Raw genomic sequence first — 24,565 nt, 5'->3', positions numbered from 1 at the left:
GTTTGCGTTATCGGGCGCTTTTGTTTTTTGCCGCGGTTCTTCAAATGCGATAGAAGCGCTCCGCGTTGCCGCAAAAGAGCGCCTCTTTCTCCGCGACACTCGCGCCTTCCACAATCGCGCCATACGCATGCCACAAATCCGTATACGACCCGAACAAACGGTCGACGGGAAAGTTCGACGCGAACATCGCGCGCTCGGCACCGAACGCGTCGATTGTCTCGAGCACATAGGGCCGCAGGCTTTCCACCGTCCATTGATGATCGAACATCGCGAGTCCGCTGATCTTCACATACACGTTGCTGCAACCGGCGAGCATGCGCAGGCCGTCGCGCCACGCGCGATAACCGGCGACGCTGCTTCGGTCCACGAACATGCCCGCATGATTGACAGCGAACAGCGTGTCCGCATGCGCGCGCGCCAGAGCGGCGGCCTCTTCCATTTGCGACGGATACAACTGCAAATCGAACGACATGCCGTGACGGCGCAGCAACGCAAAGTTCTCGCGCCACTGCGGCTCGCGCATGAAATGGCGGCCGACATAATCGAACAATCTGTTCTCGTGCACATTGAGAATCTGCCGCACGCCGCGCGTATTCGCAAACGACGCATGCGCTTCGAGCACCGCGGGCGCATTCGGCGAAGCGAGATCGACGGCGGCGACGATCGCGTTCGGCATGCCGCGCGATTCGGCGCGATCCGCAATGCCTTGCAGCCAGCGCGTTTCCTCGACGGGATCGGCGGGATCGTGATTCGCTTCAACGTGCACGAGCTTTTTCACATCGATGTCGCCCGCTTCTGCTAGCAGGTTATCGAGCAGATAGTCGTGCTTCAGAGCGCGCGCGTCGCCGACGAACGACACGCCCGGATTTTCCAGCCAAGGGTAACGGTGCGTCTTCAGATCCCACAGGTGGATATGCGAATCGACAACCTGCATGCGATGCCTCCGTCTTTATAGCGTGGCAAGCAATCAATTAGCTGAGCGAACTCAGACGAAACACCTGTTCGAGCGGCTGCTGAAGCGGCGTGTGGTCCGCGGCGGTATGCATGATGTCGGCCATGTAATCCCACCATTTGCGCATGACTTCGAGTTCGGGAAGCGCGTCCATCGTGTGATGCGTGGTGCGCGTGAGCACCGCGAAAAGATGATCGGTGCCGGGATCGAAGAAGATGCGGTACTCGTGCACGCCTGCGTTGTGCAATGCGTCAACCAGTTCCGGCCAGATCTGTGCGTGCCGGCGCTCGTATTCCTCGCGCATGCCGGGGTTGAGCACCATCCGGAAAGCGATTGTCTCCATTGCGGCTGTCTCTTCGTTGTCGTTCGTTGTCTCGGCGTTATGCGCTTTCGCGGCGAAGCGCCTGCAAAGACTATAATTCGAGCGTCGATAGCATCTCAATCCGTTGTTGGGATTGGGCGATCCACAATCCGAATCGCACCGGGATCATGAGCCAACTCTCAGCAACCGTCGCACTCGTCAATCGGCTCAAGTTCAAGCACCTCGCGCTGCTCGTCGCGCTCGACGACGCGCGCAATCTCCATCAGGCCGCCGAAGCCGTCAACGTCGCGCAGCCGAGCGCGAGCCGCATGCTCGGCGACATCGAGGAAGCGTTCGGCTTTCTGCTGTTCGAACGCAATGCGCGCGGCATGACGCCCACGCCGCTCGGCGTCGTCACGCTGGCCTACGCGCGGCGCGCGCTCGCCGAACTCACGCGTTTCGCCGAAGACCTCGAAGTCAAGCGCCGCGGCGGACACGGCCAGTTGACGGTCGGCGCGATCATGGGCGCCGCGCCCGATCTGATGGCGATGGCGGTGGCCGCGCTCAAAACCGAAAGCCCCTTGCTCAACGTGCGCATACTCGGCGAAACCAGCGACCAGGTCGTGCAGTTGCTGCATCGCCGCGAAGTCGATCTCGCGCTTGGACGGCTGACGAGTCCGTTGCAACACAACGATTTCAGTTTCGAGCCGCTCGCGCGCGAAACCTTGATGCTCGTGGTGCGCTCCGTACATCCGCTCGCGAGCCGCGCGCGCATCACGTTGCGCGAACTGATCGACTGGCCGTGGGTTGCGCAGCCCGTCAGCAGCCCGGCGCGCGTGCTGTTCGAGGAAGAACTCGCGCGTGCGGGGCTCGCGACGCCGGTCAATCTCACCGAATGCGCGTCGATCTTCGCGACGCTGCAATTGCTCGAGAACTACGATGCGGTCGCGATGCTGCCGGAGTCGGTCGTGCGCGATCACCTGCGCGGCAAACTGCTGGTCGCATTGCCGCTCGAAATCGGCAAGAGCCTTGCGGGTTTCGGCATTCTCACGCGCAAGGAAGAACCGCTCGCCGAGCCGGCGCTGCGCTTTATCGAACTGCTGCGCGGTTTCTCGCGGCGCCTCACACGCGATGGCGGCACCACGTCCACGCTGGCCGCGAATGCTTCCGCACCGGTTAGCTGAAATCGGCATCGCGCGTCATTGCAGATTGACGAACAGCCCGCCGTCGACGAGCAACGCCGCGCCCGTCACATAGCGCGCACGATCGGACGCGAGAAACACCACGCAATCCGCCACATCGTCGGGACGGCCCAGGCGCCCGAGCGGAATGCGCTTTTCGAAGTAGACTTTCTTCGCTTCGTCGGCGAGGTCTTCCGCGTTGAGGTCCGTCGCGATCGTGCCTGGCATCACCGAGTTGCAGCGGATGCCATACGGTCCCAATGCAACCGCACACGACTGCATCAGCGAGTGAACGCCGGCCTTGGTCGGCGTGTAATGCGTCTGCATGCCGCCGCCGACGAGCGCGCTGATCGAACTCGTCGCGACAATCGCGCCGCCCGTGCCCTGCGCTTTCATTTGCTGCGCGGCGGCTTGCGTGACGTAGAACGCGCCATTCAGATTCACCGCGACGGTGGACTCGAGTACTTCCGCCGGCATGTCTAGAAACGCATGGAACGGGCAGATGCCGGCGTTACTCGCGAGCACGTCCACCTTGCCGAACGCCTGAACGGTTTCGCGCACCAGTTGCTGCCCTGTCTCGCGCGCGGCGACATTGCCTTCGATAGCGATCACGCGCCGCCCGAGCGCCTCGATTTCCTCGACCACTTCGGCGACGGCCGAGCGGCGTCCGTACGACGCGTCGTTATCGCCCCAGTAGTTGATCGCGACGTCCGCGCCTTCCGTTGCGCACGCAACGGCTATCGCGCGCCCGATGCCGCGCGAACCGCCGGTGACGATCACGACCTTGTCCTTGAGCAGCACGTCATTCTCCTTCGCTGATTGAATCGAAAGAAGTGCAGCGCATTAGCGCGGATAAGGCCGCACCAGCGCGCATTCCGGATTGAGCCGCACGCCGAAGCCCGGCGTGTCGGGCACTTTCATACGTCCATTGACGGGCACCGGTTCGTCGAGCAGAAGCGGCGTGAACATCGGCACGACTTCATCGGCTTTGGGCGCCATCATCAGAAACTCGGAGAACGGCGAGTTATGACGCGTGACGACGAAATGATAGCTATACACCGACGAACCATGCGGCACCACCATCACGTTATGCGCATCCGCAAGCGCCGAGATCTTGATGAGCTCGGTAATGCCGCCGCACCAGCCCACGTCCGGTTGAATCAGATCGCAGCATTGCATCTCGAGCAGCATGCGAAAGCCCCAACGCGTCGCTTCGTGTTCTCCCGTCGACACCATCATGCCGCGCGGCACGTTGCGCCGCAGTTCGGCGTAACCCCAGTAGTCGTCGGGCGACAGGCACTCTTCTATCCATTTCAGTCCGTACTCGTGCGCAGCATGCGCAAGCCGCGTCGCATACGGCACGTCGAGACTCATCCAGCAGTCGTACATCAGCCAGAAGTCGTCGCCGACGCGGCTGCGCATGTCGGCAAGTTTCTCGAGGTTGAGCTTGAGTCCCGCTTCGCCTTCGGCGGGACCGTGCTGCAACGGCAGCTTTCCGCCGATAAAGCCCATTTCTTTCGCGAGGTCGGGACGCGCGCCGGTTGCATAGAACACCAGTTCGTCACGCACCGGACCGCCCAATAGCTGATAGACCGGCTCCTTGCGCACTTTCGCGAGCAGATCCCACAGCGCGAGATCGACGCCGGAAATCGTATTGAGCACGACGCCTTTGCGCCCGTAATAAAGCGTGGCGTAGTACATCTGATCCCACATCTTCTCGATGTCGGTGACGAGCTGGCCTTCGAGAAAACGCGCCAGATGTTTTTCGACGATGAATGCGCCGATCTCGCCGCCCGTCGTCACCGCGAAGCCGACTGTGCCGTCGCTCGCTTCTATTTCGACAACCAGCGTGCCGAGTACATTGATGCCGAACGACTGGCGGCTCTGACGGTACTCCGGATAACGCGCCATCGGCGTCGAGATGTGATCGTCGATCCAGTGTCCGCCGGGTTGGTCGTGATAGTCCGCTCCGCCGCCGCGGACGATGAAGGCACGCACGTGCCGGATTGTGGGCATGGCCATGAGAGAGAGGCTCCGTGATGGGCGTCGAAGGTGTCGCCGGAAATGCGCCTAGCGGGCGCGATGCAGCAGGTCGTGAAATGAATCGGCAGGCTGCGCGCCGTCGCGGCGCAACAGCGTGCCGATCAGCAGCGCGGCGAGCAGACTCGACGCGCCAAGCACGACCAGTCCCGCCGATGTCGAGGAAAACGCGCGTTCGGCCGCGGTGCGCAAGCTCGGCGCAATGAAACCGCCGAGGCTGCCGAGCGAGTTGATCAGCGCGATGCCGCCCGCGGCGGCCGCACCGGTCAGGAGGCGCGTCGGGAATGTCCAGAACAGCGGCTGGGCGGCAATGAAACCGCTTGCCGCGCAGCACAGCGCAATGAGCCCGATGACCGGGTTATGCGCGAGCCCCGATAGGCCGATGCCGAGACCCGCCATGACGAGCAACGCGGAAGCCCAGCGACGATGCCCGCCCGTCCGATCCGCGCGGCGCGGCACGTACCAGGTGACGGCGAGCGCACACAACCACGGCAATGCGGCGACGAGTCCGACGTGAAAACCCACGGTCGTTCCAAGCAAAGCGGCGACCTGTTGCGGCAAATAGAAGATCACGCCATAGACGCTCATCTGAATCAGCAGATAGATGAGCGACAGCAGCAACACGCGGCGATCCACCAGCGCGGCAAGAATGCGATGCGGTCCATGTGCCGAGGCTGCGCGCGCGTCTTCATCGAGCGCCGCGCGCAAGCTCGTGCGTTCGTGCGAATCGAGCCAGCGTGCGTCGTCGGGACGATTGTCGAGATACCAGAAAGCCCATATACCGACGAGCGTGGCGAGCAAGCCTTCGACGAGAAAAAGCCACTGCCAGCCCGCGAGGCCGAACGCACCATGCAGTTCGAGCAGCGAGCCCGACAACGGACCGCCGAAAATAAACGCCAACGGCGCGCCGAAATAAAACATGCCGACGGCGCGGGCGCGCGCACGCTGTGGGAACCAGTGTGCGAGGTAATAAATGACGCCGGGAAAGAAGCCTGCTTCGGCGACGCCTAATAGAAAGCGCAGCGTGTAGAACATCGTCGCGGTATGCGCCATGCACATCGCCGCCGAGACGAGTCCCCACGTCACCATGATGCGGCACATCCATGCTCGCGCGCCGACGCGATGCAGCAGCAAATTGCTTGGCACCTCGAACAATGCATAGCCGACAAAGAAAACGCCCGCGCCGAACGCAAAGGCCGCGTTCGAAAGCCCGGTGTCGTGCTGCAGCGCCTTCTGTGCGAAGCCGATGTTCGCGCGGTCGAGAAATGCCAGCACGTACATCAATAGCAGGAATGGCAGCAGCCGGCGCATGACCTTGCTGGTGATCGCCTCCAGCGAAGCGCTCGCTTGCGGGTCCATGTCATCTCCTTCGCGCAGCTCGCGTTCGCGGCCGCGCGGTTCTTGTGTGATGTGACGCTTGCGCCTTAAGCGGCGCCGCGTTGGACGCTCAGTAAGTCGCGCGTCCGCCCGACAGATCGAATACCGAACCGGTGCTGAATGCGCAGTCTTCGGAGGCGAGCCAGAGAATCAGCGACGCCGCTTCTTCGGGGAGAAGAAAGCGGTTCATCGGAATCTTTGAAAGCATATAGTCGATGTGCTGCTGCGACATTGAATCGAAGATCTCGGTCTTTGCGGCTGCGGGCGTGACCGCGTTGACGAGAATGTTCTTCGTCGCGAGTTCCTTGCCGAGCGATTTTGTGAGGCCGATGAGCCCCGCCTTCGACGCGCTGTAGTGCGACGCGTTCGGGTTGCCCTCCTTGCCCGCAACCGACGCGATATTGACGATCCGCCCATAGCCCTGCTTGAGCATCTGCGGGACGACGGCGCGGCAGGTGAGATACGGGCCGATCAGATTGACGTCGATGACGCGCCGCCACATCTCCGGCTCCAGTTCCCATGTTGTGCCGTTGCCGCCGGTAACGCCCGCGGAATTAATCAGCACGTCGATCGCGCCGTGATCGAGAACGGTCTGCGCAACCGCATGCTGGACGGCCGCTTCCTGGGTAAGTTCGACGGTGACCGCGGTCACCTTGCCGAGTGCGCTGAGTTCGCGCTGACTGCGCGCGAGCCGCTCGCCGTCGATGTCCCATAGCGCGACCGATGCACCCGAGTTCAGCGCGCGTTGCGCCACTGCATAGCCGATGCCGCGCGCGCCGCCCGTAATGGCGACAACGCGTCCTTCCAGATCGATTCGGTTCATTCGCGTCTCCAGCGTCCGTGTTTTCGTAGTGGGCTTTACGCCAATATACGGGCGCCGTGATGCGGCGACAATCCGAGAAATGGAAAGGTCGATAACAAAACTGGATCGGTGGGAGGGCCGTGCGGACGCGCGGCACGATTGGCGAAGTCCGCAGGAAGAGACAGTATGAATCCGGTCAGATCGCTTCCTGGCACAGCGCCATCATGCGCTGAACCATCGTGCTCGCTTCGTTCAGTTCCATTTCGCTGGTAAAGAGCGCCTGCACATTCGACAGGCGCACGGCCACGCCCGCGTCGATGAGATCCTGGCTTGCGATTTTCAAAGCGAGTTGCCCGATGCGCACACGCTCGAGCCAATGCATGGTCGTTCTATTTTTTGCGAGCCACTGGCGGCAGCACTGAACGACGTGATCCACGCGCCACTCGGCGCTAAGCGCATACGATGCCGCCGCGATCGCCACGAGAAAGCACAGCAACTCCGCACGCGTCGCCGGAGTGTGTGTCGAGTCGACTTTTTTCATCCGCGTGATTTTTCCACCTGTCCTGTTCAACTGTGAGCACTCGACTCGCACTTGCCGGCCGTATCCGGCCGTATAGATAGTCAGCTTAGTGAATTGAGGGCGCGCGCGTCGAAATCAACACCCGCGCCTTCTAATGACCAGAAGCTACACGCGGCAGTTGCATTCGGTGCACGCCACCGCTTCAGGCGCAGGCTTCCTCTCGCCGCTTCTACCGAAGCTCGCGAGCGCCGCCAGTCCGAGCAACGCGAGGCCGCTGCCGAACAGAAAGTCCGTCGCAATGCCCACGTGATCGACCACGATTCCGCCGACGAGCGAACCCACCGCAATCGCCACCTGAATGATGCTCACGAAGAGCGCGGAGCCGGCTTCCGGAGAATCGGGCGTCGCGCGCTGAATCCAGATGCTGAAGCATAGCGGCAGCGCGCCGAACGCCACGCCCCACGCGAGTACGAGCGCAATGACGCCGGGCGGCGAATGCTGTAATACGGGCAGCAGAACAAGCGCGAACAGGAGCAGCGAGATCATCGCACCAAGGGAGATTTTCAGACTGCGCGTAACCGTCGACGAAACAGCGAAGTTCGAAAAGAAACCGATGATGCCAAAGCCGAGCAGGAGCCAGGTAATGGTCGGCATCGTCAGGTTCGCATTGCGCAGCAGGAACGGCGTGATGTACGTGTACGACGAGAAGTGCGCGCCGAACACGAGCCCCACCATCATCATGCTGCGGCGCGGATGCGGCCTGCGCAGCAGCGAAACGAGATCGTGCAAACGCAATGCGGCGTTCGAGGGCAGCGACGGCACGAACAGGAACTGCGCAATCAGCGCACTCGCGACGAGCCCGCCGGTTGCCATAAACGACGCGCGCCACGACGCGAAACTCGCGATGAACGTGCCGAGCGGCACGCCGATCACCGTTGCACAGGTGACGCCGGTGAGGATCGTCGCCATCGCGCGCGCCGAATCTTTCGGCAGCACGAGACGCCCGGACGCAGCAGTGGCGAGCGTCCAGAAGCCGCCGAGCGCGGCGCCGAGCAACGCGCGGCCCACCAGCATCACAGTGAAATTCGGCGCGAACGCCGAAATCAGATTGGATGCCAGCAATAAAGCCGTGAGTAACAGGAAGACGCGCCGCCGATCCATGCGGCCCGCGACCAGCATCAGGCCAGGTGCCGAAATCGCGGCGATCACGCCGGGCACCGTGACCATCAAACCGGCCGTGCCAGGCGACACGCCGAGATCGGCGGCGACGCGCGGCAAGAGTCCGACCGGCAAAAATTCCGTCGTCACGAATGCAAAGGCGCCGATTGCAACGGCCACAACGGCGAGCCATGAACGCAAGGGCGACGACGCTCGGTCGTCGTCGGGCGCGACCTCGCTCGCCGGCAAATTATCTTCTCTCAACATGGGTGACGCATGCTCCATCGTGATTCGTTGAAATCAAGGAAACCTCGCGAACAAAGGGGTTTTTTCATTGCCTCGCTGTCCGGTATCCTTCAGCGCAATTGAGCAAGATACAGCAGTTTCGCGGACTTCGTTTGGACACGAACGCTCGCGCGGCAAGCGTCGCGAGTGAGACAAACACGCCGCGCGATTGAGCACTGTTCTTATCGCGTTCGCCCCGTAAAGCCGGCCTTCAGTGCATCGACGACGAGTTCAACCGCCCTCGACGACTTATGGCGGCTCGGATAATAAACATGGTGGCCGACAAATGTCGGAAACCAGTCTTCGAGAACCCACGCGAGACGCCCGGCCTCGACATGCGGCTCCACCAGTTTCTTCGGCACGTACGCAAGCCCGAAGCCAGCGAGCGCGGCCTCGACCATCTGATAGACGTTATTGAAAGTCAGTTGTCCCTCTACGCGAACCTGTAGTTCGCGCCGCCCCTTACTCAACTCCCAGGCCAGCAACGAGTTCATGGTCGGCAGCCGCAGATTGATGCAGTTGTGCCGAGTCAGATCCTGCGGTGTTTTCGCCACGATTCTCGACGCGAGATATTGCGGCGATCCGACTATCGACATCGTCATATCGGGCGCAATGCGCATCGCGATCATGTCTTTCGCGACCTGGTCGCCGAGGCGCACGCCAATGTCGTACCCGTCCGCGACCAGATCGGAAAGACCATAGTCGTACACGAGCTCGATTTTGATCTCCGGGTATTGGTGCAATAGCGTTTGTACTCGCGGCCAGACATATTCGTTCGCCGCGTAGTCCGTCGTCGTGATCCGAACGCTTCCGGCGGGCCGGTCCGTCATTGCACGCAGCGATTCAAGCTCTGCCTCGATGTCCCTAAGGCGCGGTCCGATTGACGAAAGCAGCCGCTCGCCCGCCTCTGTCGGCGCGACACTGCGCGTCGTGCGAGTGAGCAACGGCACGCCCATTCGCGCTTCGAGCGCGCGGACCATGCGACTCAGAGCCGATTGCGACATGCCTAGCTGCGCGGCTGCACGCGTGAAGTTCCGCTCATGCGCGACTCGCATGAACGCGGCCAGTTCGTTGAAGTCTTCCATTTCGATTCATGCACCATTGCATAAGACCATGCCAAGTTTGCCACCTAGTCGCATGAATGGCGAGACGTTACATTGATGTAATGCACCGACCCACCTCGACGGAGAAGCAGCACGATGGAATTGAAGCGCGCGGGCTCGCAGCCCTCTATTAAAGGCCCTGACGAATGGTTCACCGGCACTGTCCGCATCGATCCTTTGAATGCTCCGCCGCCGCCCGCACGCGTGTCGTGCGCCAGTGTCACGTTCGAGCCGGGCGCGCGGACCGCATGGCACACGCACCCGCTTGGCCAGACGCTGCTCGTGACGGCCGGTTGCGGCTGGACGCAATGCGAGGGCGAGCCGCGTGTCGAGATTCGTGCCGGCGATGTGATCTGGTGCCCGCCCGGTCACAAGCACTGGCATGGCGCGACATCGACTACCGCGATGACTCACATCGCAATTCAGGAAGCGCTCGACGGCAAGAACGTCAATTGGCTCGAGAAGGTGACGGACGAGCAGTACCTCCAATCGGTCGGCGATGAGCAACACCGCCAGCCATAACCTCGTTCTCCGCCGGCCAGCGTTAATCGCGGCACTGAGCGCGTCGCTCTTCGTCTGCGCCTGCGCACCTATTAAAGGGAGTGGAAGTATGGAACAAGCACCGTCCGTTGCGGACTTGAAATCGGTATCTCCAGCGTTCGCGCGATACACCGCGAACACTGTGTTCGACGGTCTATGGAAACGGCCGCTGCTCTCGCCGCGCGACCGCAGCATCGTCACGCTTTCGGTAATGATCTCGCGCGGGCAGACCGCCGACATGCCGTTTTACTTCGGGCTTGCGCTAGACAATGGCGTTAAACCAGCCGAGATCTCGGAGATGATCGCGCATCTGGCGTTCTATTCCGGGTGGGGCAATGCAACCGCTGCATCGAGCGTGGCGACGCGCATCTTCGACGAAAGAGGCATTGGACCGGATCAGATTCCTGACGCCGACGTGACGTTGCTGCCTTTAAACGAAAGCTCGGAACAGCAGCGCGCGCGGATGGTCGAGGAGAACTTCGGCGAAGTCGCGCCCGGCGTCGTTCAATACACGACCGATGCACTGTTCCGCGATTTGTGGCTGCGTCCGGGACTCGCGCCGCGAGACAGGAGCCTTGTGACAGTGAGCGCACTGGTTGCGAATGGGCAGGTCGCGCAGATTCCGTATCACCTGAACCGCGCGATGGACAATGGGCTCACAAAGGAAGAAGCGTCCGAGGCATTGACCCAGTTGGCCTTCTACGCGGGATGGCCGAATGTTTTTTCGGCAATGCCTGTGTTCAAGGATGTGTTCGCAAAGCGCGTGGTGTGACGGATCAATTGCGGCGCTGCCCGCTCATGTCTGCGCAGACCGATGCTCATCCCTCGCAGCGAGCCAAACTTCCTTCGCGGCGTCTGCATTGACAATGGCGATTCCGAGTCCGACCAGAAGGTCGGGCCAGCCAGAACGCCAGAACAACGTGACCAGTCCGGCGAGAATGATCGCGATATTCGCGAATGCGTCATTGCGGGCCGACAGGAATGCCGCGCGAGTAAGGCTGCCCGAATGGTGCCGGAATCTGGCGAGCACAACCGCACACGCGAGGTTGACCGCTAACGCTCCAAGTCCGGTGCCCGACAGCAGCCAAGGCTCCGGCGGTGTCGGTGCATTGAACTTCTGCCATGCGGTCCAGAGCAGCGCCAACGCAGGGACTAATAGAATTGCCGCGAGCACCATGCCGGCACGCGCTCTATTGCGCACGGACCATCCGAGAGCGGCGAAAATTAAAAAGTTGACCGCGGCGTCTTCGAGAAAATCGATGCTGTCGGCGAGAAGCGAAACCGATCCAATTTTCCGGGCAACAAAGAACTCGACGAAAAAATACGCGGCGTTTGCCAGAGCGACGCCGGCGACGACCCGACGCAGTAGCGGCTGCGTCATTGCAGATGATGCGTTCGGCTGCATCGCATCATGCCTGCGTCGATTCACCGGTGGGAACAGCCTCCACTCCACGCGCCGGCCCCACCGACTCGCGCATCGTCACGCTGACCGGAAACTCGCGGAATATCTCCCACGTGGTTCGATAGCACTGGTTGATGAGCCAGCGCACCGCGTTCTGCGTCAGTTCGGCAGTCGGAATATGGACCGACGTGAGGCCGGGCGCGGCATAGGCAGCGGAGTAATCGTCGTCGTAACCGATCACCGACAATTCGTGCGGCACTGAAACGCCCGCCTGATGAAAACGCGCGAGCGCGCTGACAGCCATCGTGTCGTTCGCGCAGAAGAGACCCGTAAAACGCTGCTTCGAATCGAGCAGTTTTTGCGCGGCCGCATAACCGCCTTCCGGCGAGAAGTCCGATTCGATCAACGTCACGTCGCCGCGCGCAATGCCCGCGCGCGCGAGTTCGGCGAAGAAACCTTCGAGCCGCGTCATGTTGTCCGACGCTGTAAAAGGCCCTGAAATCACGGCGATTTCGCGATGCCCGTGGTCCAGCAGTGTGCGCGCAGCCAGCTCGCCGCCATGCCGATGATCCGCGCAAAACGACGCTTCTGGAAACTGATCGAACGCCCGATTCAGAAAAACCATTTTCGGGTGCATCCGATGCAGCATGATGAGGTCTTCGTCATGCAGATCGTGGCTGATTACCACGACGCCGTCGCAGTCGCGGCCAATCAGAAATCGCACTGCCTCGATGGCCTGCTCGCGCGGCGACACTTCGCCGCAGCCGGTTGCCACGACCACATGACGTCGCACGGCGCGCAGTTCAGTGTCGGTCTGCTTGAGGATCGTGCCGTAATACGAGCCGAAGAACGTCGGCACGAAAATGCCGATCATGCCGAGCGACTGCGTCGCCATTGCGCGGCCGATGGACGATGGGCGGAAATTGAGCTGCTCGATTGCCGCCCGCACGCGCGCGGCCGCGTCGCCGGAAACGGGCCCTTTGCCGGAAATAACGCGCGATGCGGTCGACATGCCGACACCGGCCAGCGCCGCGACATCTTTCAGTGTTGCCACACGGTTCTCCGTCACCCAGGCGGGTTTCATCCTACTCTGACCGGCGCTATAAACGCGCGCCGCCCGCTGCGTCGAAGAGCGAGACGTGTGTGCTGTCTAGCGAGAACGATACGGTGTCGCCCGGCATCAACGGCGCTTTGCTCTGATCGATCGACGCGATCTGCGCTCCATGATAGTCGAGCCAGACGACGCGGTGGTTGCCCATCGGCTCGACAAGCGCAACTTTCGCGCGCTCGCCGGCCTGCTCGCCGCTCTGCGTTGTGTGAATGCGCACGTCTTCCGCGCGAACACCGAGCACGCATGACTGGGGCTGCGCTCGTGCATCGCTACGCGGATTCGTGAACGCATACTTCGACACATCGAGCCGCCAGTGCGCAGTGCAAAAATGCAGCGCCCCGTCGCGCTGCTCGAGCGTACCGTCGACGAGATTCATCGCCGGTGTGCCGAGAAACGTTGCAACGAACAGGTTGGCGGGCCGCGCATAGACTTCGGCGGGCGTGCCGAACTGCTGGATCGCGCCGCCGCGCATCACGGCCATGCGCGTGGCGAGCGTCATCGCCTCGACCTGATCGTGCGTCACGTAAATCATCGTTGCGCCGAGCCGCTGATGCAATTGCTTGAGTTCGCGGCGCAATTCGGTGCGCAGTTTCGCGTCGAGATTCGACAATGGCTCGTCGAATAGAAACACGTCCGCTTCACGCACGATCGCGCGGCCAATCGCGACTCGCTGCCGTTGTCCGCCCGATAATTGCGCCGGCTTGCGCTTGAGCAGCGGTCCGAGTTGCAGCATCTCGGAAGCGCGCGCCACGCGCCGCGCGATCTCCGCCTTCGGCGTGCCGTTGATACGCAACGCAAACGACAAATTACGCTCGACGCTCATCGTCGGATACAACGCGTACGACTGGAATACGAGCGCAATGCGGCGATCTTTCGGATCGGCCCACGTCATGTCCTCGCCGGCAATTTCAATGCTGCCCTCGGTCACGTCGATCAGCCCCGCGATGCTGTGAAGCAGCGTCGATTTACCGCAGCCCGAAGGCCCGAGCAGCACGACGAATTCGCCCGCCTGAACGTCGAGATCGAGGTTTTCGATCACGGTATTCGCGCCGAGCCGGATAGTCAGGTTGCGCACCGCGACGTTTGCGGCGTGCGCGACGTCCGCCGCACTCGCCACGCCCGGCGCCTCGCTGTTGCGCGGCACGCTGCCCAGCGGACTGGTCAGCGCATTTGTCTCTTTCGCCACGTATGTCATCGCCCTATCCTTTGACCGCACCGGACGCAATGCCGCGCACGAACCAGCGGCCGGAGATGAAGTACACCGCGAGCGGCACCAGCGAAGTCAGAATGGTCGCCGCCATGTTGACGTTATAAAGCCGCTCGCCGGTCGTCGTATTGATGATGTTGTTCAGTTGCACCGTCATCGGCAAGTTTTTAGTGCCGGCAAACACGAGGCCGAGAATGAAGTCGTTCCAGATACCCGTCACCTGCATGATGATCGCCACGACAATGATCGGCGTCGACATAGGCAGCATCAACTGGATAAAGATACGCCAGAAACCGCCGCCGTCGATGCGCGCGGCCTTGAACAGTTCTTGCGGAATCGACGCGTAGTAGTTGCGAAACAGCAGCGTCATGACCGGCATGCCGAAGATCGTATGAATCACGACGATGCCCGGCAGCGAACTGAACAGATGCACGCTCGCCAGCACGCGCACAAGCGGATACACCATCACCTGAACCGGGATAAAGGCGCCCATCAGCAATACGCCGAACAGCACGCCCGCGCCGCGCGGCCGCCAGAAAGACAATGCATAGCCGTTCACCGCGCCGATCGCGATAGAGAACACCGTGCTCGGCACAACGATACGCACTGAGTTCCAGAAGCCGACCTGGATACCGTTGCAGTCGAGTCCGGTGCATGCGGACTGCCACGCGGCGCTCCATGCTTGCAGCGTGAAATGCGTGGGAAAAGCGAGCAGATTGCCGAGGCGGATTTCGCTCATCGGTTTAACCGACGTCACGAGCATCACATAAAGCGGCAGTAGAAAGAACAGCGCGGCGGTGAGCAGAAATGCGTACACGCCGACGCGCGCCGGCGTGAGCGCCGCGCGGCGCCGGTGCTTCAGCATGGGTCGCGGCGTGCCGCTCTTCAGTACAGAGCCGGGCGTGTTCATCACACCTCCTTGCGTAATGCCGCACGGCTGCGCGCATAGAAGAACGGCGCGAGAATCGCGAGCACGGTCGCGAGCAAGACGATCGACGCCGCCGACGCGAGACCGATATTCGCGCGGCCGAACAGATAGTCCATGATGAACTTCGCCGGTACTTCGCTCGCGGTGCCGGGGCCGCCTTGCGTCATCGCGACCACGGCGTCGTAGAGCTTCACGACCATCACGAACAGCAGCACGAAGGCGGTCGAGATCGACGGCCCGAGCATCGGCACGACGATGCTTGCATAGACCCGCCAGCGCGGAATGCCGTCGATACGCGCGGCCTTCCACAGCTCGTCGTCGATGCCGCGCAAGCCCGCGAGCAGCAAAGCCATCACGAGTCCGGAAGCCTGCCACACGGTGGCAATGACGATCGTATAGATCGCCCAGTCCTGGTCGACGATCCAGTCGAAGCGCGCATGCACGAAACCCAGCTTGTGCAGCACGGCCTGCGCGCCGAGTTGCGGATTCAGAATCCATTGCCAGACGAGACCTGTCGCAACGAACGACATCGCGTAAGGATATAAAAACACCGTGCGCAATGCGCCTTCCGCGACCACGCGTTGATCGATAAAGATCGCGAGCAGCAAGCCGATCACCATGCACGCGACAATAAAGCACGCGCCGTAAATCACGATGTTTTGCAGCGACAACAACCAGCGGCCGTTGTTGAAAAGCCTCGCGTATTGCGTGAGGCCCGCGAAGTCGCCGGATGGAAACGTGCGCGAGTTGCTGAGCGAAACCCGCGCGGTCCAGATCATCGTGCCGAGATAGGCGAACACGACGGTCAGCGCCATCGGCAGCAATGCAAGCCATGCTGCCAACGAAAAGCGCCTTTTTAGCGGCTTTTTCGCGGGGTTTTTACGCAATCCCGAACGCGAGCGCGACGACGCATGCAGCTTGAGCGCGTGCATGTCGAACCTAACTCTTCAGCGCGCTTGCGAACGCCTTTTGCGCGTCGTCGACCGACTGGTTTTTATTCCAGAAGTTAGTGACGACGTCGATCAGCGCGCCTTGCATATCCGGCGACAACAGCATTTCCGGGTTCGGCAACTGGCGCGACTTGTCCTTCATGATCGCAATGCCCTCCTTCGCGCAGATGTCAAGCGTGCCCGCGTCTACGTCGGGGCGAATCGGAATTGAGCCTTTCCTTGCGCTGAATGCGACTTGCGCGGACGGCGAGGTCATCACCGTGGCCAGAAGATTTTGCGCTTTCACCGTGGCGGCGTTATCGCTCTTTGGAAATACGAATACGTCGCCGGCGACGAGATACGGCGAATGCGGACCGAAGCCGGGGAAGCAGCCGAATTCCTTACCCGCGCTCTGCTTCGCCGCGGAGAACTCGCCCTTCGCCCAATCGCCCATGATCTGCACGCCGGCCTTGCCGGAAATGACCAGTGCCGTCGCATCGTTCCAGTTGCGGCCGGGCGAACCGGGGTCGACGAAATCGTGCAGGCGCTTGAATGCAACCAGTACTTTTTTAAACGCGTCGGACTTGACCGCATTGGCGTCGTGACCGCGATACACCTTCAGGTAGAGGTCGGGACCGCCTACATCGGCGAGCACGGCGTCGAATGTGATCTTTTCCTGCCAGGGCTGGCCGCCGAACGCGAGTGGAATGATGCCTGCGGCTTTGAGCTTGCCGAGATCGGCGATGAACTCGTCATAGTTTTGCGGCTCGGCGGTAACGCCGGCTTTCTGGAATGCGGGCTTCGAGTAGAAGAACCACGCCGGCATATGAATGTCGACCGGCGCCGCGTAGTAATGGCCTTTTACTTTGATGCTGTCGAGTATCGATTGCGGGAATACGCCGTTCCAGTTTTCTTTTGCAGCGACGTCGTCGACATTGTTGAGCAGTCCCTGATCGATCAGATCATGAAACTGCTTCGACGTATTGAACTGCGCGGCCGTGGGTGGATCGCCGCCGACAATGCGGTTGATCGCCGTGGAGCGCGCCTGGTCCGCGCCTGCGACCGCGTTATCGACCCACTGGCCGCCGGCTTTGTTATACGCATCGGCGAACTGCCGAATCGCGGCTGACTCGCCGCCCGAGGTCCACCAGTGAATCACATTCGCCTTCAAAGGCTCGGCGTGCGCGACGATGCCATACAACGCGAGTGCTGCAACCATCGCCCGCAAGACCGTTTTTCTGCTGTTCATTCCGTCTCCTCCAAAGGCTCGCGCCCGTGTTCCAGGTCGACATGCAAACCAGCTTTCGTTGCCTATATGTGTTGCTTCAGACGCGTTGCTTATATGCGTAGATTCCGTTCCTTGCGCTCTTTCAGGAAGCGCGACACCAGTTCGGCACTCCGCTTTATCGTGCGCTTCTGCGTCGCGTAATCGACATGCACAATGCCGAAGCGGCGCTCGTATCCGAATGCCCACTCGAAGTTGTCCATCAGCGACCACAGGAAATAACCGCGTATGTCGACGCCCGCCTTGATGGCTTCGTCGACGGCCGCAAGATGGCGCTTCAGAAACGAAATGCGTTGTGTGTCGTCCACGCGGCCGTCGATCACTTTATCGTCGGACGCCATGCCGTTTTCGGTGATATAGACCGGCGGCAAATTCGCATACTCGCCCTTGAAACTGATCAGCAGATCGCGCAAACCGTCGGGATACACTTCCCAGCCCATCTGTGTGCGCTCGACGCCTTGCAGCGGCACGTCCTTGAAGCCGTGAGCACCATCGCTCGCGACATTCGTGCGGAAGTAATAGTTGATGCCGAGAAAATCGAGCGGCGCGGAAATGGTCTGCATGTCGCCATCGAGTATCAATGGCTCGGTGCCTGGCCACAGTTCGAAAAGCGCCTGCGGATACGTGCCCTTTAGCAATGGATCGAGAATCCATGCATTGTGCTGAACCTCGAATAGATGCCCGGCGCGGCGATCGTCGGCACTATCGCTATCGGGCGTGCCGCGCCCGATGTTCGCGACAATGCCCTTTTGCGAAGCCGGATCGTTCGCGCTCAATACAGGTACGGCGAGACCGTGCGCGAGCAGCAGATGATGCATCGCCTGCGTGGCAAAGCGCCCGTTGGCAAGACCCGGCGCGTGATGACCGTTTCCATAGCCGAGATACGCGGAACACCAGGGCTCGTTGAGCGTCGCCCATCCATCGACGGTGCCGGCCAGTTCGCGGCTCATCAAATCCGCGTAATCGGCGAAACGGTACGCGGTTTCGCGATTCAGCCACCCGCCGCGATCTTCCAGATGCTGTGGCAAATCCCAGTGATAAAGCGTGACGAACGTCGTGATGCCCTTCTCTTTCAGACGCGTGAGCAGGCGCTTATAGAAGTCGAGTCCTTTGCGATTGGGCGTGCCGTCCAGATGCATCACGCGCGGCCACGCGATCGACAATCTGTACCCTTCGAGCCCGAGCCCCGCGAGCATGTCGACGTCCGCTTCCCAACGATGATAGTGATCGCAGGCCAATTCACCGCTGTCGCCGGCAAGCACCTTGCCGGGCGTCGCGCAGAAGGTGTCCCATATCGAAGGCAGGCGGCCGTCTTCGTTTACAGCGCCTTCGATCTGATACGAGGCAGTGGCCGCGCCTAATAGAAAGTTCTCGCGCCACAAAGTAGAGTCGGCGGGCGGCGTGAACGGATCGGCGGATGAATGAGAGGAAAGTGCGTCGTGTGCCACGGATTCTCCATGCAAGCGAGTTGCTCGGCTGAACTGACTGAACCGGGTACGGCAATGACGAAAAGCGACTGCGTTGGACGTCGAAAGACCTGAGACTGGAAGCGCTTCCACACAAGCGCCCGCGAACAATATCAGTGGGCTCTTTGGCGCAGCAATCAGGGTTTGTCTGGAGGGGTGCTGGCACGCGCGCTTAATGCATGTGCGATGCATCGCGACGCGGGGCGATGCATTAAAGCGGAAGCTTTGCACGCGCGGTCAAAGACGAAGACGGTATCGATTGTTCTTCTTCCGCCATCGTCGCGAGAGATTCGGCAAGCGCGCGAATCTTGTGCTGCGGCGCGCGTTGCGACGGATAGACGAGAAAGTAGCCGAGGCCGTTGCGCGCGACGTGATCGAAGGGCGTGACGAGCACTCCCGCTTCGATTCGGTCTCTTGCCATCCTTGCATCGCCGATAGCGACACCGTGTCCTTGCGCGGCGGCGGTGAGTGTCAATTCCAGTGTGTCGAGGACCAGTCCCCTGTCGGCATCGACATCTTTAGCAAGCGCACTGTCTAGCCAGCATCGCCATTCGTCATGACTGGGCCCGGGATGCAGCAACGTGATGCGCGCGAGGTCGGCTAAACATGTCAGCGATGCGGCCAGCTCCGGCGTACACATTGGAGTCAGCGTCTCTGCAAACAAAGGTATCGCATTCAGTCCCGCCCACTGTCCGCTGCCGCGCACGACAATCGCGTCGATGTCGGGCGTAGTGAATTCCGGCGTGTCGTCGGATGAAGTCGAGATGCGCAACTCGATTCCCTTCAGCGCGCTATTGATCTCAGAGAGCCGCGGCAGCAGCCATCGAATCGCAAACGTGGACGGTAATCGCAGCGTGAGAACCGCGCCCGTTGCAGCGTGTAGATCGGCATGCTCGACGAGCCGCGCAAGTACATCGACTGCGACGGCCTGCAGCGCCTGTCCCTCGGCGGTCAGTGTCAGCCCCGACGCATGGCGCACGAAAAGCGCGCAGCGATAGTGCGCTTCCAGTTGCTGAATCTGGCGACTCACCGCGCCTTGCGTGCGGCACAGATGATCCGCGGCTTTGCTGATGCTGCCGAAATGCCCGGCCGCCACGAATGACTGCAATGCCGCGAGTGGCGGCAAGCGGCGCGTGAGGTCGGCAAGCGGATATGCGAGCGCGGCATACCCGGCTTGCAAATTTTTCGATGGTTCGGTCATCGGTGCATCGCTATGGTGTCGATACCGGATGCCCGTTTGTTCAGACGGGTCGGATTGCCAAAAAGGAGGACGATCGTGAATTCATCGTCGAAAGAACTATACACGGAGCAGATTCGTACTTACCTTGCAGCGCTGGAACGCGGCGACGTCGGCGCGATTTGCGCATTGTTCACACCGGACGCGCAAATCTTCTCGCCGTTTCTCGGCTGGATGAAGCCGGCGCCGTTCTTTGCAAAGGTCAATGCGGCGTCGGGCAAAAGCACGATCACACCTATCGACATTTGCGTGAGCGCGACTGGAGCTCCGCGCGCGACGGGTTACTTCATCTACGACTGGGGACTGAAAGACGGTTCGGCGGTGCGCTTTGAATGCGTCGATGTATTCGAATTCGATGAGAACGCAATCATCGAACGGATGATCATCGTCTACGACACCTATCCGATTCGCAGCACGGTCGGCGATAAATACGCGTAGAGGAAAGACGCACTAGACACGCTAACGCGCTGGGCATGGTGCTTGCTGACGGGAAACCACATCCAACGTACTCATTGCTCGATTAGAGGACATTGAACATGGTGAACAACCGCCCTTGCACCGCGACCTGCGTTATCGACGGCATGCCGGTTACTCTGACTTTCTATCCTGACAGCGGCATACTGCGAATCGCCGATCCTTCGGGCGCGTGCATCAAGGAAACGCGCTGGCACGCGTCGTGGCGCTCGCTGCTGGACGAGTTCCGCCGCTTCGGCGAGCGCGCGGCGATGCAAGGGCCGGGCGTGGAGGCAATGGTGAGCCGCATCGTCGACAGCACCGATCACTCGACGACGCAATCCGCTTTGGCATAAAAGAACCGCGAGGCAGCGGCGTCGAAACCCGCTGCCTCATGCACTGCTTCGAATAGCAACGCCTAGCGCCTTTATTTCACTGGCCAAAGTAAATAGTGCATTGCGGGCCGCGGGAACAGCGCATATTTTGCCGGCTGCCGGCTTCTGAGCGCCCTGCCGCGACGCCTCCATAGGAAACGTTTTGCGTCGGCTGCGAAGCGCCTCCGGTGGGCTCGCTCAACGACATGTCGGTCGTGGCCTGTGCCGATTCGTTCGCATGGTTCATCAGCCTTTCGCTGGCGGGCGTCGCCGTCGATGTCCCAACGCCAGGCTCGCTCGTCATGTCGCCTGCGCTCGCGGCACGCGGCGCGAGAAAAAGAAGAGCGCTCACAAACACCATCACTAATCGTAGTTTCATGTCCAGACTCCTTGAATCCGGCGCAGCAGTGTCGTCCCTCCTCGAGAATCGATCCGTGTAAAAAGCCAGCGTGGCCAAGCCTGGGACCAACGAAAAACCAGTTGTGACGCGGGCCTGCTGCATGGACTCGTCGAATGAAACGGATAGCGAGTCGCCCGCACCTGGCGGCCGGCGTGCCTGCGCGTACGATGATTGGCGCTCGGACGCCGCAGCCGGAAAAACACGGATTGTCCTCTCCGCTATTTCTTTTATAGTTCGGCCGGCGCGGAATTCAATCCGGCGACGCGGAACCGGTGAACGATCCCGGTTGCGCAGCCGGCAGTCCCAGTCGACGCTTAAATGCGAGAAAATCAGTTCAAACGGTGCGTGCATTACGCTCGCAGTGCGTTATGATGACGACATAACCACAAGACTGGCCCCGCACATGCACCGTTGCGAAACGGAGCGTGCACATGAGACGGCCGCCCAATGTCAGTGCATCGCCCCCATCGTTTTTTCCAATTTCGATTAATGACCTCACCGCGGACGGACGCCATTTAAATGGACTCCAATCTTTCGCGGGTTTTCCTCGCAATCTGCATTTGACAGAACGCTGACGCTTTAGAAGGACGAATATCTTATGGACGAAAGGAAGCGAGATAGCATGATTGCGTATCTCCGCCATCGCATGGAAGAGTTTGGCATCAAGCCGGAAGACCTTGCCGCCGTGCTGGCATCCGAACCGGTCGCGGAAAAGAACGCACGCTACCGCAGCGCGACGGGAGACAGTTGGGACGGCCAGGGCGAAATGCCTCAATGGTTGAAGCAGGCCATTAGCGCAGGACAATCTATCGACCACTTTGAATTATCGGCGCCGCCCGCGCCCACGCCGCAGCCGAAAAAACGCGTCGACTGGAAAAACGACCCGTTCGCAGGCAGTCCGCTCGCGCGCTCGAACGAACACTAAGCGGCAAGCGCCGCGCTAACGCGGCACATCACAGGTTGGCAAACTGGCCGGTGCACGAGTGCTTGCACTGCGTCGCGGCGTCGCTCGCTCTGGGCACGGCATACTGCGGCGCGTCGATAAAGGCGCTCAACTGACGCACGATTTGCCAGAACACCTTGTCGAATAAACGAGCCCGTTCGGGTTCGGTGACGTCGTCCGCGAGCGGATTGGCGAGATTCCATTGAGAAAGCGCGGGACTGCCGGGAAAGACCGGCGCATGCGGCGCAGCGACGCCCGAGTCGAGCGCGACCACGAAATCCATGCGCGGCGCCCATTCGCCGGTGAATTCAAGCCAGCTTTTCGGGCATAGCACGCCGAGGTCGGAAACGCCCGGCCGCAATTGCGTTATCGCAAGCGGATGCACTCGCGCGGCCGGTTCCGGGCCCGCGCTGAAAGCCTCGAACCGGTGTCCGGCCAGTTCCCGCAACAAAGCTTCGGCCATGATGCTGCGTGCTGAATTCTCTCGGCAGAGAAACAGCACTTTATATTTCTTGGTCACGCTTACCCCGTACCGTGTTTTTAGTCTCTTGTATGTGCGATTGTGCCCGCAGAGTCTTGCGCCCCCGTGACACTACGATGTCTTTATTCCGCGCGCTACGGGAATTTGCCCCTGGAGCGGGCGGATCAAGAAACCGCCGACCGGATGATCAGAAGCGCAGCCCGTTGAGGAACTGGAACCAGAGACTGGACAAGCCACCGGCTGTATCGGCTTCTTTCGCCGTTTCTTTAGCGGGTTCTTTAGCGGTCTCTTTTGCGGCACGCGCGCGACGACCGGCAGTGTCTTCCGCGCCGGCGCCCATCGTGGCCGATTCCGACGAGCCGGCGGCACTTGCGTGCGAGGCGGCATCTGCCGCTTCCGCGGCCTCTGTAGAAGCATTATTCGCTGCCGCCTCGCGCCTCGAAGCGTGCAAGGCGGCCACACTGTCGGCAATCTGCGCGGCGCGCCCCGGCTCGCATTGGCGTCCGAGCAATACGCCGAACACGACATCGCGGTTGTGGCCTTCGTCGGCAAAACGCATGGCGAGCGACACCATCTCGGCGTACGCGGCCTCGTCCGCCGCACGCGCCGCCGCCTCGCGCTCCGCCTGCGCCTGTTGATGGCGCGCGCGCTGCGCTTCCCATTCGCGCATCTGCTCGGTGTACACGGCGTCGTAAATCTTGCGCTGAGCCGCGTCCGAGAGGATCGCGTAGGCGTCCCTGATCTCCTGAAAGGTGGCGCGCGCAACTTCCTCGGAACCCGCGTTGCGGTCCGGGTGCCACTTCATTGCGGCCTTGCGGTACGCGCGTTTGATCTCTTCGTCGGTGGCGTGCATGGGCACGCCGAGCGTGTCATAGAGAGTTGCCATTTGCGTGCTGGACCTTGCCGGGTATCGTGTCGCGGATCATCGTAGCACGCGATAAACGGCTCGATCATGAAGCGGCGCGCACGCGCCTGACTGCAGAACGCGCCAATAGAGCCCACGAAAAATGCCAAAAAAAAGCCTCGCCAGCAATATGGCGAGGCCGAGTCCCATGTCAAGGAGTGTCATGGAGGAGACGCTTCGATCATAGCGGCCTGCCCGCTCCAACCTAAACAATTGTTCGCCATATGCTTATCGGCGCGGCATGGTCGGCGATCGCGGCATCGCGGCCATCGCGGCATGCACGTCGCGGTTATATCGTTAGAACAAAAAGTCGCTTCGTGCCGCACGCCTCGCTGATTAAGATGGTGCTTCATAGTCCGGTTCGCCCCGGCGCGCTTGTGCGCAACCCGCGCGAAGCGCCGTGAGCCGCTACCGAAGGAGCATTTCGTTGACCAGTTTCGATCATCACCGCCGCCCGCTCGTCGTCGGCATTGGCGGCACGACCCGCGCAGCTTCGTCGACCGAACGCGCACTCGGCTTTGCGCTGCGCGGCGCGGAAGCCGCGGGCGCCAGGACCCGGCTCTTTGGCGGCACGTTTCTGCATAGCCTGCCGCACTATGCGCCCGAACACAGCGAACGCACCGACGAACAGCTCGAATTGATCGAAGCCGTGCGCCACGCCGACGCGCTGATCATCGCGACGCCGGGCTATCACGGCGGCGTCTCCGGTCTCGTCAAAAACGCGCTCGACACGCTCGAGGAACTGCGCGCCGACGAGCGTCCGTATCTCGACGGCCGTGCGGTTGGCTGCATCGTCACGGCTTATGGCTGGCAAGCGGCGGGTTCGGTGCTGACTTCGCTGCGCTCGATCGTCCACGCGTTGCGCGGCTGGCCGACGCCGTTCGGCGCGGGCATCAACACGCTCGAGACGCGCTTCGATAGTGTCGATACCTGCTCCGACGCGAAGGTCGTCGACCAGCTCGCCACCGTCGGCCAGCAAGCCGCGCAATTCGCGCTTGCGTTCACCGCTCATCGTGCGCCAGGTCCGAGCGCATCGGGCGTTCAGGTTCAGCAAGCGCAGTCCGCGCGTCTGCTGCACGCGGTTTAAAGCTCGGGCTCGAAGCCCCCGTTAGAAAGTTATCGTTTACAGCGCCCCTGGTTTCGCGTCGTCTCGCTACGCGAACGAGGGGCGCCTGCATTCGTGCGC

The 24,565-nt window shown here is 61.3% G+C and carries 27 protein-coding genes; 7 read left to right on the top strand and 20 right to left on the bottom strand.

The features are described 5' to 3' along the window. Window positions 1-40: 40 nt before the first annotated feature. A complete protein-coding gene (locus CUJ91_RS21925) occupies window positions 41-934 on the bottom strand; it encodes an amidohydrolase family protein (protein ID WP_114157116.1) in 894 nt (297 codons plus the stop codon). Window positions 935-971: 37 nt separating this feature from the next. Then, window positions 972-1,295 (bottom strand): L-rhamnose mutarotase, encoded by a 324-nt coding sequence (rhaM, locus tag CUJ91_RS21920; RefSeq protein ID WP_114157115.1) that lies wholly within the window; start codon window positions 1,293-1,295, stop codon window positions 972-974. A gap of 146 nt (window positions 1,296-1,441) precedes the next feature. Here rhaM and CUJ91_RS21915 point away from each other — a divergent pair, with 146 nt between their 5' ends. After that, the gene (locus tag CUJ91_RS21915; RefSeq protein WP_006046686.1) at window positions 1,442-2,437 is read left to right on the top strand and encodes a LysR family transcriptional regulator; all 996 of its coding nucleotides are present in this window, start codon (window positions 1,442-1,444) and stop codon (window positions 2,435-2,437) included. Window positions 2,438-2,452: 15 nt separating this feature from the next. On the opposite strand, the gene lra1 is transcribed toward CUJ91_RS21915, so the two are convergent. The 7 genes from lra1 to CUJ91_RS21880 form a co-directional block, all read right to left on the bottom strand. Further along, window positions 2,453-3,235 (bottom strand): L-rhamnose 1-dehydrogenase Lra1, encoded by a 783-nt coding sequence (gene lra1 / locus CUJ91_RS21910; RefSeq protein ID WP_029965875.1) that lies wholly within the window; start codon window positions 3,233-3,235, stop codon window positions 2,453-2,455. 42 nt (window positions 3,236-3,277) lie between these two features. Continuing rightward, entirely contained in the window at window positions 3,278-4,456 is a 1,179-nt protein-coding gene (gene rhmD, locus CUJ91_RS21905; RefSeq protein ID WP_006046684.1) for an L-rhamnonate dehydratase, read from the bottom strand. Window positions 4,457-4,504: 48 nt separating this feature from the next. Continuing rightward, window positions 4,505-5,833, bottom strand: a complete 1,329-nt coding sequence (locus CUJ91_RS21900; protein ID WP_114157114.1) for an MFS transporter — start codon at window positions 5,831-5,833, stop codon at window positions 4,505-4,507. Between the two features lie 88 nt (window positions 5,834-5,921). Next, window positions 5,922-6,674 carry an SDR family NAD(P)-dependent oxidoreductase gene (locus CUJ91_RS21895; protein WP_114157113.1) on the bottom strand — a complete coding sequence of 251 codons (753 nt, stop codon included), beginning with the start codon at window positions 6,672-6,674 and terminating at the stop codon, window positions 5,922-5,924. Between the two features lie 175 nt (window positions 6,675-6,849). Next, complete coding sequence (locus CUJ91_RS21890; RefSeq protein ID WP_006046681.1) at window positions 6,850-7,194, bottom strand: hypothetical protein; 345 nt, start codon at window positions 7,192-7,194, stop codon at window positions 6,850-6,852. Between the two features lie 144 nt (window positions 7,195-7,338). Further along, window positions 7,339-8,598, bottom strand: a complete 1,260-nt coding sequence (locus CUJ91_RS21885; protein ID WP_114157112.1) for an MFS transporter — start codon at window positions 8,596-8,598, stop codon at window positions 7,339-7,341. A gap of 200 nt (window positions 8,599-8,798) precedes the next feature. Further along, window positions 8,799-9,701 carry a LysR family transcriptional regulator gene (locus CUJ91_RS21880; protein WP_029965881.1) on the bottom strand — a complete coding sequence of 301 codons (903 nt, stop codon included), beginning with the start codon at window positions 9,699-9,701 and terminating at the stop codon, window positions 8,799-8,801. 114 nt (window positions 9,702-9,815) lie between these two features. On the opposite strand from CUJ91_RS21880, the gene CUJ91_RS21875 reads away from it, so the two are divergent. Next, window positions 9,816-10,241 carry a (R)-mandelonitrile lyase gene (locus tag CUJ91_RS21875; protein WP_053859283.1) on the top strand — a complete coding sequence of 142 codons (426 nt, stop codon included), beginning with the start codon at window positions 9,816-9,818 and terminating at the stop codon, window positions 10,239-10,241. Between the two features lie 88 nt (window positions 10,242-10,329). Next, complete coding sequence (locus tag CUJ91_RS21870) at window positions 10,330-11,031, top strand: carboxymuconolactone decarboxylase family protein (RefSeq protein WP_244231070.1); 702 nt, start codon at window positions 10,330-10,332, stop codon at window positions 11,029-11,031. Window positions 11,032-11,055: 24 nt separating this feature from the next. Here CUJ91_RS21870 and CUJ91_RS21865 read toward each other — a convergent pair whose 3' ends face one another. From CUJ91_RS21865 to CUJ91_RS21830, 8 genes are all read right to left on the bottom strand, one after another. Next, on the bottom strand, window positions 11,056-11,664 hold the full coding sequence (locus tag CUJ91_RS21865; protein WP_208716191.1) for a cation efflux transmembrane domain-containing protein: 609 nt from the start codon (window positions 11,662-11,664) through the stop codon (window positions 11,056-11,058). 4 nt (window positions 11,665-11,668) lie between these two features. After that, window positions 11,669-12,715 (bottom strand): LacI family DNA-binding transcriptional regulator, encoded by a 1,047-nt coding sequence (locus CUJ91_RS21860; RefSeq protein ID WP_192699196.1) that lies wholly within the window; start codon window positions 12,713-12,715, stop codon window positions 11,669-11,671. A 46-nt stretch (window positions 12,716-12,761) separates the two neighbouring features. Next, the gene (locus CUJ91_RS21855; protein WP_114157108.1) at window positions 12,762-13,967 is read right to left on the bottom strand and encodes an ABC transporter ATP-binding protein; all 1,206 of its coding nucleotides are present in this window, start codon (window positions 13,965-13,967) and stop codon (window positions 12,762-12,764) included. Between the two features lie 4 nt (window positions 13,968-13,971). Then, complete coding sequence (locus CUJ91_RS21850) at window positions 13,972-14,889, bottom strand: carbohydrate ABC transporter permease (protein ID WP_114157107.1); 918 nt, start codon at window positions 14,887-14,889, stop codon at window positions 13,972-13,974. Next, window positions 14,889-15,839 carry a carbohydrate ABC transporter permease gene (locus CUJ91_RS21845; RefSeq protein ID WP_114157106.1) on the bottom strand — a complete coding sequence of 317 codons (951 nt, stop codon included), beginning with the start codon at window positions 15,837-15,839 and terminating at the stop codon, window positions 14,889-14,891. Before CUJ91_RS21845 ends, CUJ91_RS21850 begins: the two co-directional genes overlap by 1 nt. Window positions 15,840-15,846: 7 nt before the next feature. Next, the gene (locus tag CUJ91_RS21840) at window positions 15,847-17,085 is read right to left on the bottom strand and encodes an ABC transporter substrate-binding protein (RefSeq protein WP_114157105.1); all 1,239 of its coding nucleotides are present in this window, start codon (window positions 17,083-17,085) and stop codon (window positions 15,847-15,849) included. 89 nt (window positions 17,086-17,174) lie between these two features. Further along, window positions 17,175-18,569, bottom strand: coding sequence for a GH1 family beta-glucosidase (locus tag CUJ91_RS21835; protein ID WP_114157104.1), 1,395 nt, complete (start codon window positions 18,567-18,569; stop codon window positions 17,175-17,177). Between the two features lie 229 nt (window positions 18,570-18,798). Continuing rightward, on the bottom strand, window positions 18,799-19,788 hold the full coding sequence (locus CUJ91_RS21830) for a LysR substrate-binding domain-containing protein (RefSeq protein WP_114157103.1): 990 nt from the start codon (window positions 19,786-19,788) through the stop codon (window positions 18,799-18,801). Window positions 19,789-19,863: 75 nt separating this feature from the next. On the opposite strand from CUJ91_RS21830, the gene CUJ91_RS21825 reads away from it, so the two are divergent. Continuing rightward, window positions 19,864-20,262: a nuclear transport factor 2 family protein gene (locus CUJ91_RS21825; RefSeq protein ID WP_006046668.1), complete on the top strand. Its 399-nt coding sequence runs from the start codon at window positions 19,864-19,866 to the stop codon at window positions 20,260-20,262. Window positions 20,263-20,360: 98 nt separating this feature from the next. Beyond that, window positions 20,361-20,633 (top strand): hypothetical protein, encoded by a 273-nt coding sequence (locus CUJ91_RS21820; RefSeq protein WP_006046667.1) that lies wholly within the window; start codon window positions 20,361-20,363, stop codon window positions 20,631-20,633. A 76-nt stretch (window positions 20,634-20,709) separates the two neighbouring features. Here the strand turns inward: CUJ91_RS21820 and CUJ91_RS35210 are convergent, their stop codons facing one another. Further along, window positions 20,710-21,402 carry a hypothetical protein gene (locus CUJ91_RS35210; protein WP_341868932.1) on the bottom strand — a complete coding sequence of 231 codons (693 nt, stop codon included), beginning with the start codon at window positions 21,400-21,402 and terminating at the stop codon, window positions 20,710-20,712. Window positions 21,403-21,649: 247 nt separating this feature from the next. On the opposite strand from CUJ91_RS35210, the gene CUJ91_RS21810 reads away from it, so the two are divergent. Then, window positions 21,650-21,976 carry an H-NS histone family protein gene (locus CUJ91_RS21810; RefSeq protein WP_006046665.1) on the top strand — a complete coding sequence of 109 codons (327 nt, stop codon included), beginning with the start codon at window positions 21,650-21,652 and terminating at the stop codon, window positions 21,974-21,976. A 28-nt stretch (window positions 21,977-22,004) separates the two neighbouring features. Here the strand turns inward: CUJ91_RS21810 and CUJ91_RS21805 are convergent, their stop codons facing one another. Then, on the bottom strand, window positions 22,005-22,457 hold the full coding sequence (locus CUJ91_RS21805; protein ID WP_244231069.1) for a low molecular weight phosphatase family protein: 453 nt from the start codon (window positions 22,455-22,457) through the stop codon (window positions 22,005-22,007). Window positions 22,458-22,662: 205 nt separating this feature from the next. Continuing rightward, on the bottom strand, window positions 22,663-23,361 hold the full coding sequence (locus CUJ91_RS21800; protein WP_114157101.1) for a J domain-containing protein: 699 nt from the start codon (window positions 23,359-23,361) through the stop codon (window positions 22,663-22,665). Window positions 23,362-23,806: 445 nt separating this feature from the next. On the opposite strand from CUJ91_RS21800, the gene CUJ91_RS21790 reads away from it, so the two are divergent. Further along, on the top strand, window positions 23,807-24,466 hold the full coding sequence (locus tag CUJ91_RS21790; protein ID WP_107707468.1) for an NADPH-dependent FMN reductase: 660 nt from the start codon (window positions 23,807-23,809) through the stop codon (window positions 24,464-24,466). The last annotated feature ends 99 nt before the right edge of the window (window positions 24,467-24,565 follow it).

The sequence above is a fragment of the Paraburkholderia graminis genome (assembly GCF_003330785.1).
Classification (GTDB): Bacteria; Pseudomonadota; Gammaproteobacteria; order Burkholderiales; family Burkholderiaceae; genus Paraburkholderia; species Paraburkholderia graminis.
This window is presented reverse-complemented; position numbering and strand designations above follow the sequence as displayed.

Coding starts and splice junctions, on each gene's coding strand:
- CUJ91_RS21840 (WP_114157105.1), bottom strand. CDS start 17,085: ATGAACAGCAGAAAAACGGTCTTGCGGGCGATGGTTGCAGCACTCGCG.
- CUJ91_RS21850 (WP_114157107.1), bottom strand. CDS start 14,889: ATGAACACGCCCGGCTCTGTACTGAAGAGCGGCACGCCGCGACCCATG.
- CUJ91_RS21810 (WP_006046665.1), top strand. CDS start 21,650: ATGGACGAAAGGAAGCGAGATAGCATGATTGCGTATCTCCGCCATCGC.
- CUJ91_RS21800 (WP_114157101.1), bottom strand. CDS start 23,361: ATGGCAACTCTCTATGACACGCTCGGCGTGCCCATGCACGCCACCGAC.
- CUJ91_RS21890 (WP_006046681.1), bottom strand. CDS start 7,194: ATGAAAAAAGTCGACTCGACACACACTCCGGCGACGCGTGCGGAGTTG.
- CUJ91_RS21845 (WP_114157106.1), bottom strand. CDS start 15,839: ATGCACGCGCTCAAGCTGCATGCGTCGTCGCGCTCGCGTTCGGGATTG.
- CUJ91_RS21855 (WP_114157108.1), bottom strand. CDS start 13,967: ATGACATACGTGGCGAAAGAGACAAATGCGCTGACCAGTCCGCTGGGC.
- CUJ91_RS21915 (WP_006046686.1), top strand. CDS start 1,442: ATGAGCCAACTCTCAGCAACCGTCGCACTCGTCAATCGGCTCAAGTTC.
- rhmD (WP_006046684.1), bottom strand. CDS start 4,456: ATGGCCATGCCCACAATCCGGCACGTGCGTGCCTTCATCGTCCGCGGC.
- CUJ91_RS21830 (WP_114157103.1), bottom strand. CDS start 19,788: ATGACCGAACCATCGAAAAATTTGCAAGCCGGGTATGCCGCGCTCGCA.
- CUJ91_RS35210 (WP_341868932.1), bottom strand. CDS start 21,402: ATGCACGCACCGTTTGAACTGATTTTCTCGCATTTAAGCGTCGACTGG.
- CUJ91_RS21870 (WP_244231070.1), top strand. CDS start 10,330: ATGGAACAAGCACCGTCCGTTGCGGACTTGAAATCGGTATCTCCAGCG.
- CUJ91_RS21820 (WP_006046667.1), top strand. CDS start 20,361: ATGGTGAACAACCGCCCTTGCACCGCGACCTGCGTTATCGACGGCATG.
- CUJ91_RS21880 (WP_029965881.1), bottom strand. CDS start 9,701: ATGGAAGACTTCAACGAACTGGCCGCGTTCATGCGAGTCGCGCATGAG.
- rhaM (WP_114157115.1), bottom strand. CDS start 1,295: ATGGAGACAATCGCTTTCCGGATGGTGCTCAACCCCGGCATGCGCGAG.
- CUJ91_RS21875 (WP_053859283.1), top strand. CDS start 9,816: ATGGAATTGAAGCGCGCGGGCTCGCAGCCCTCTATTAAAGGCCCTGAC.
- CUJ91_RS21805 (WP_244231069.1), bottom strand. CDS start 22,457: ATGGCCGAAGCTTTGTTGCGGGAACTGGCCGGACACCGGTTCGAGGCT.
- CUJ91_RS21885 (WP_114157112.1), bottom strand. CDS start 8,598: ATGTTGAGAGAAGATAATTTGCCGGCGAGCGAGGTCGCGCCCGACGAC.
- CUJ91_RS21865 (WP_208716191.1), bottom strand. CDS start 11,664: ATGCAGCCGAACGCATCATCTGCAATGACGCAGCCGCTACTGCGTCGG.
- CUJ91_RS21925 (WP_114157116.1), bottom strand. CDS start 934: ATGCAGGTTGTCGATTCGCATATCCACCTGTGGGATCTGAAGACGCAC.
- CUJ91_RS21900 (WP_114157114.1), bottom strand. CDS start 5,833: ATGGACCCGCAAGCGAGCGCTTCGCTGGAGGCGATCACCAGCAAGGTC.
- CUJ91_RS21895 (WP_114157113.1), bottom strand. CDS start 6,674: ATGAACCGAATCGATCTGGAAGGACGCGTTGTCGCCATTACGGGCGGC.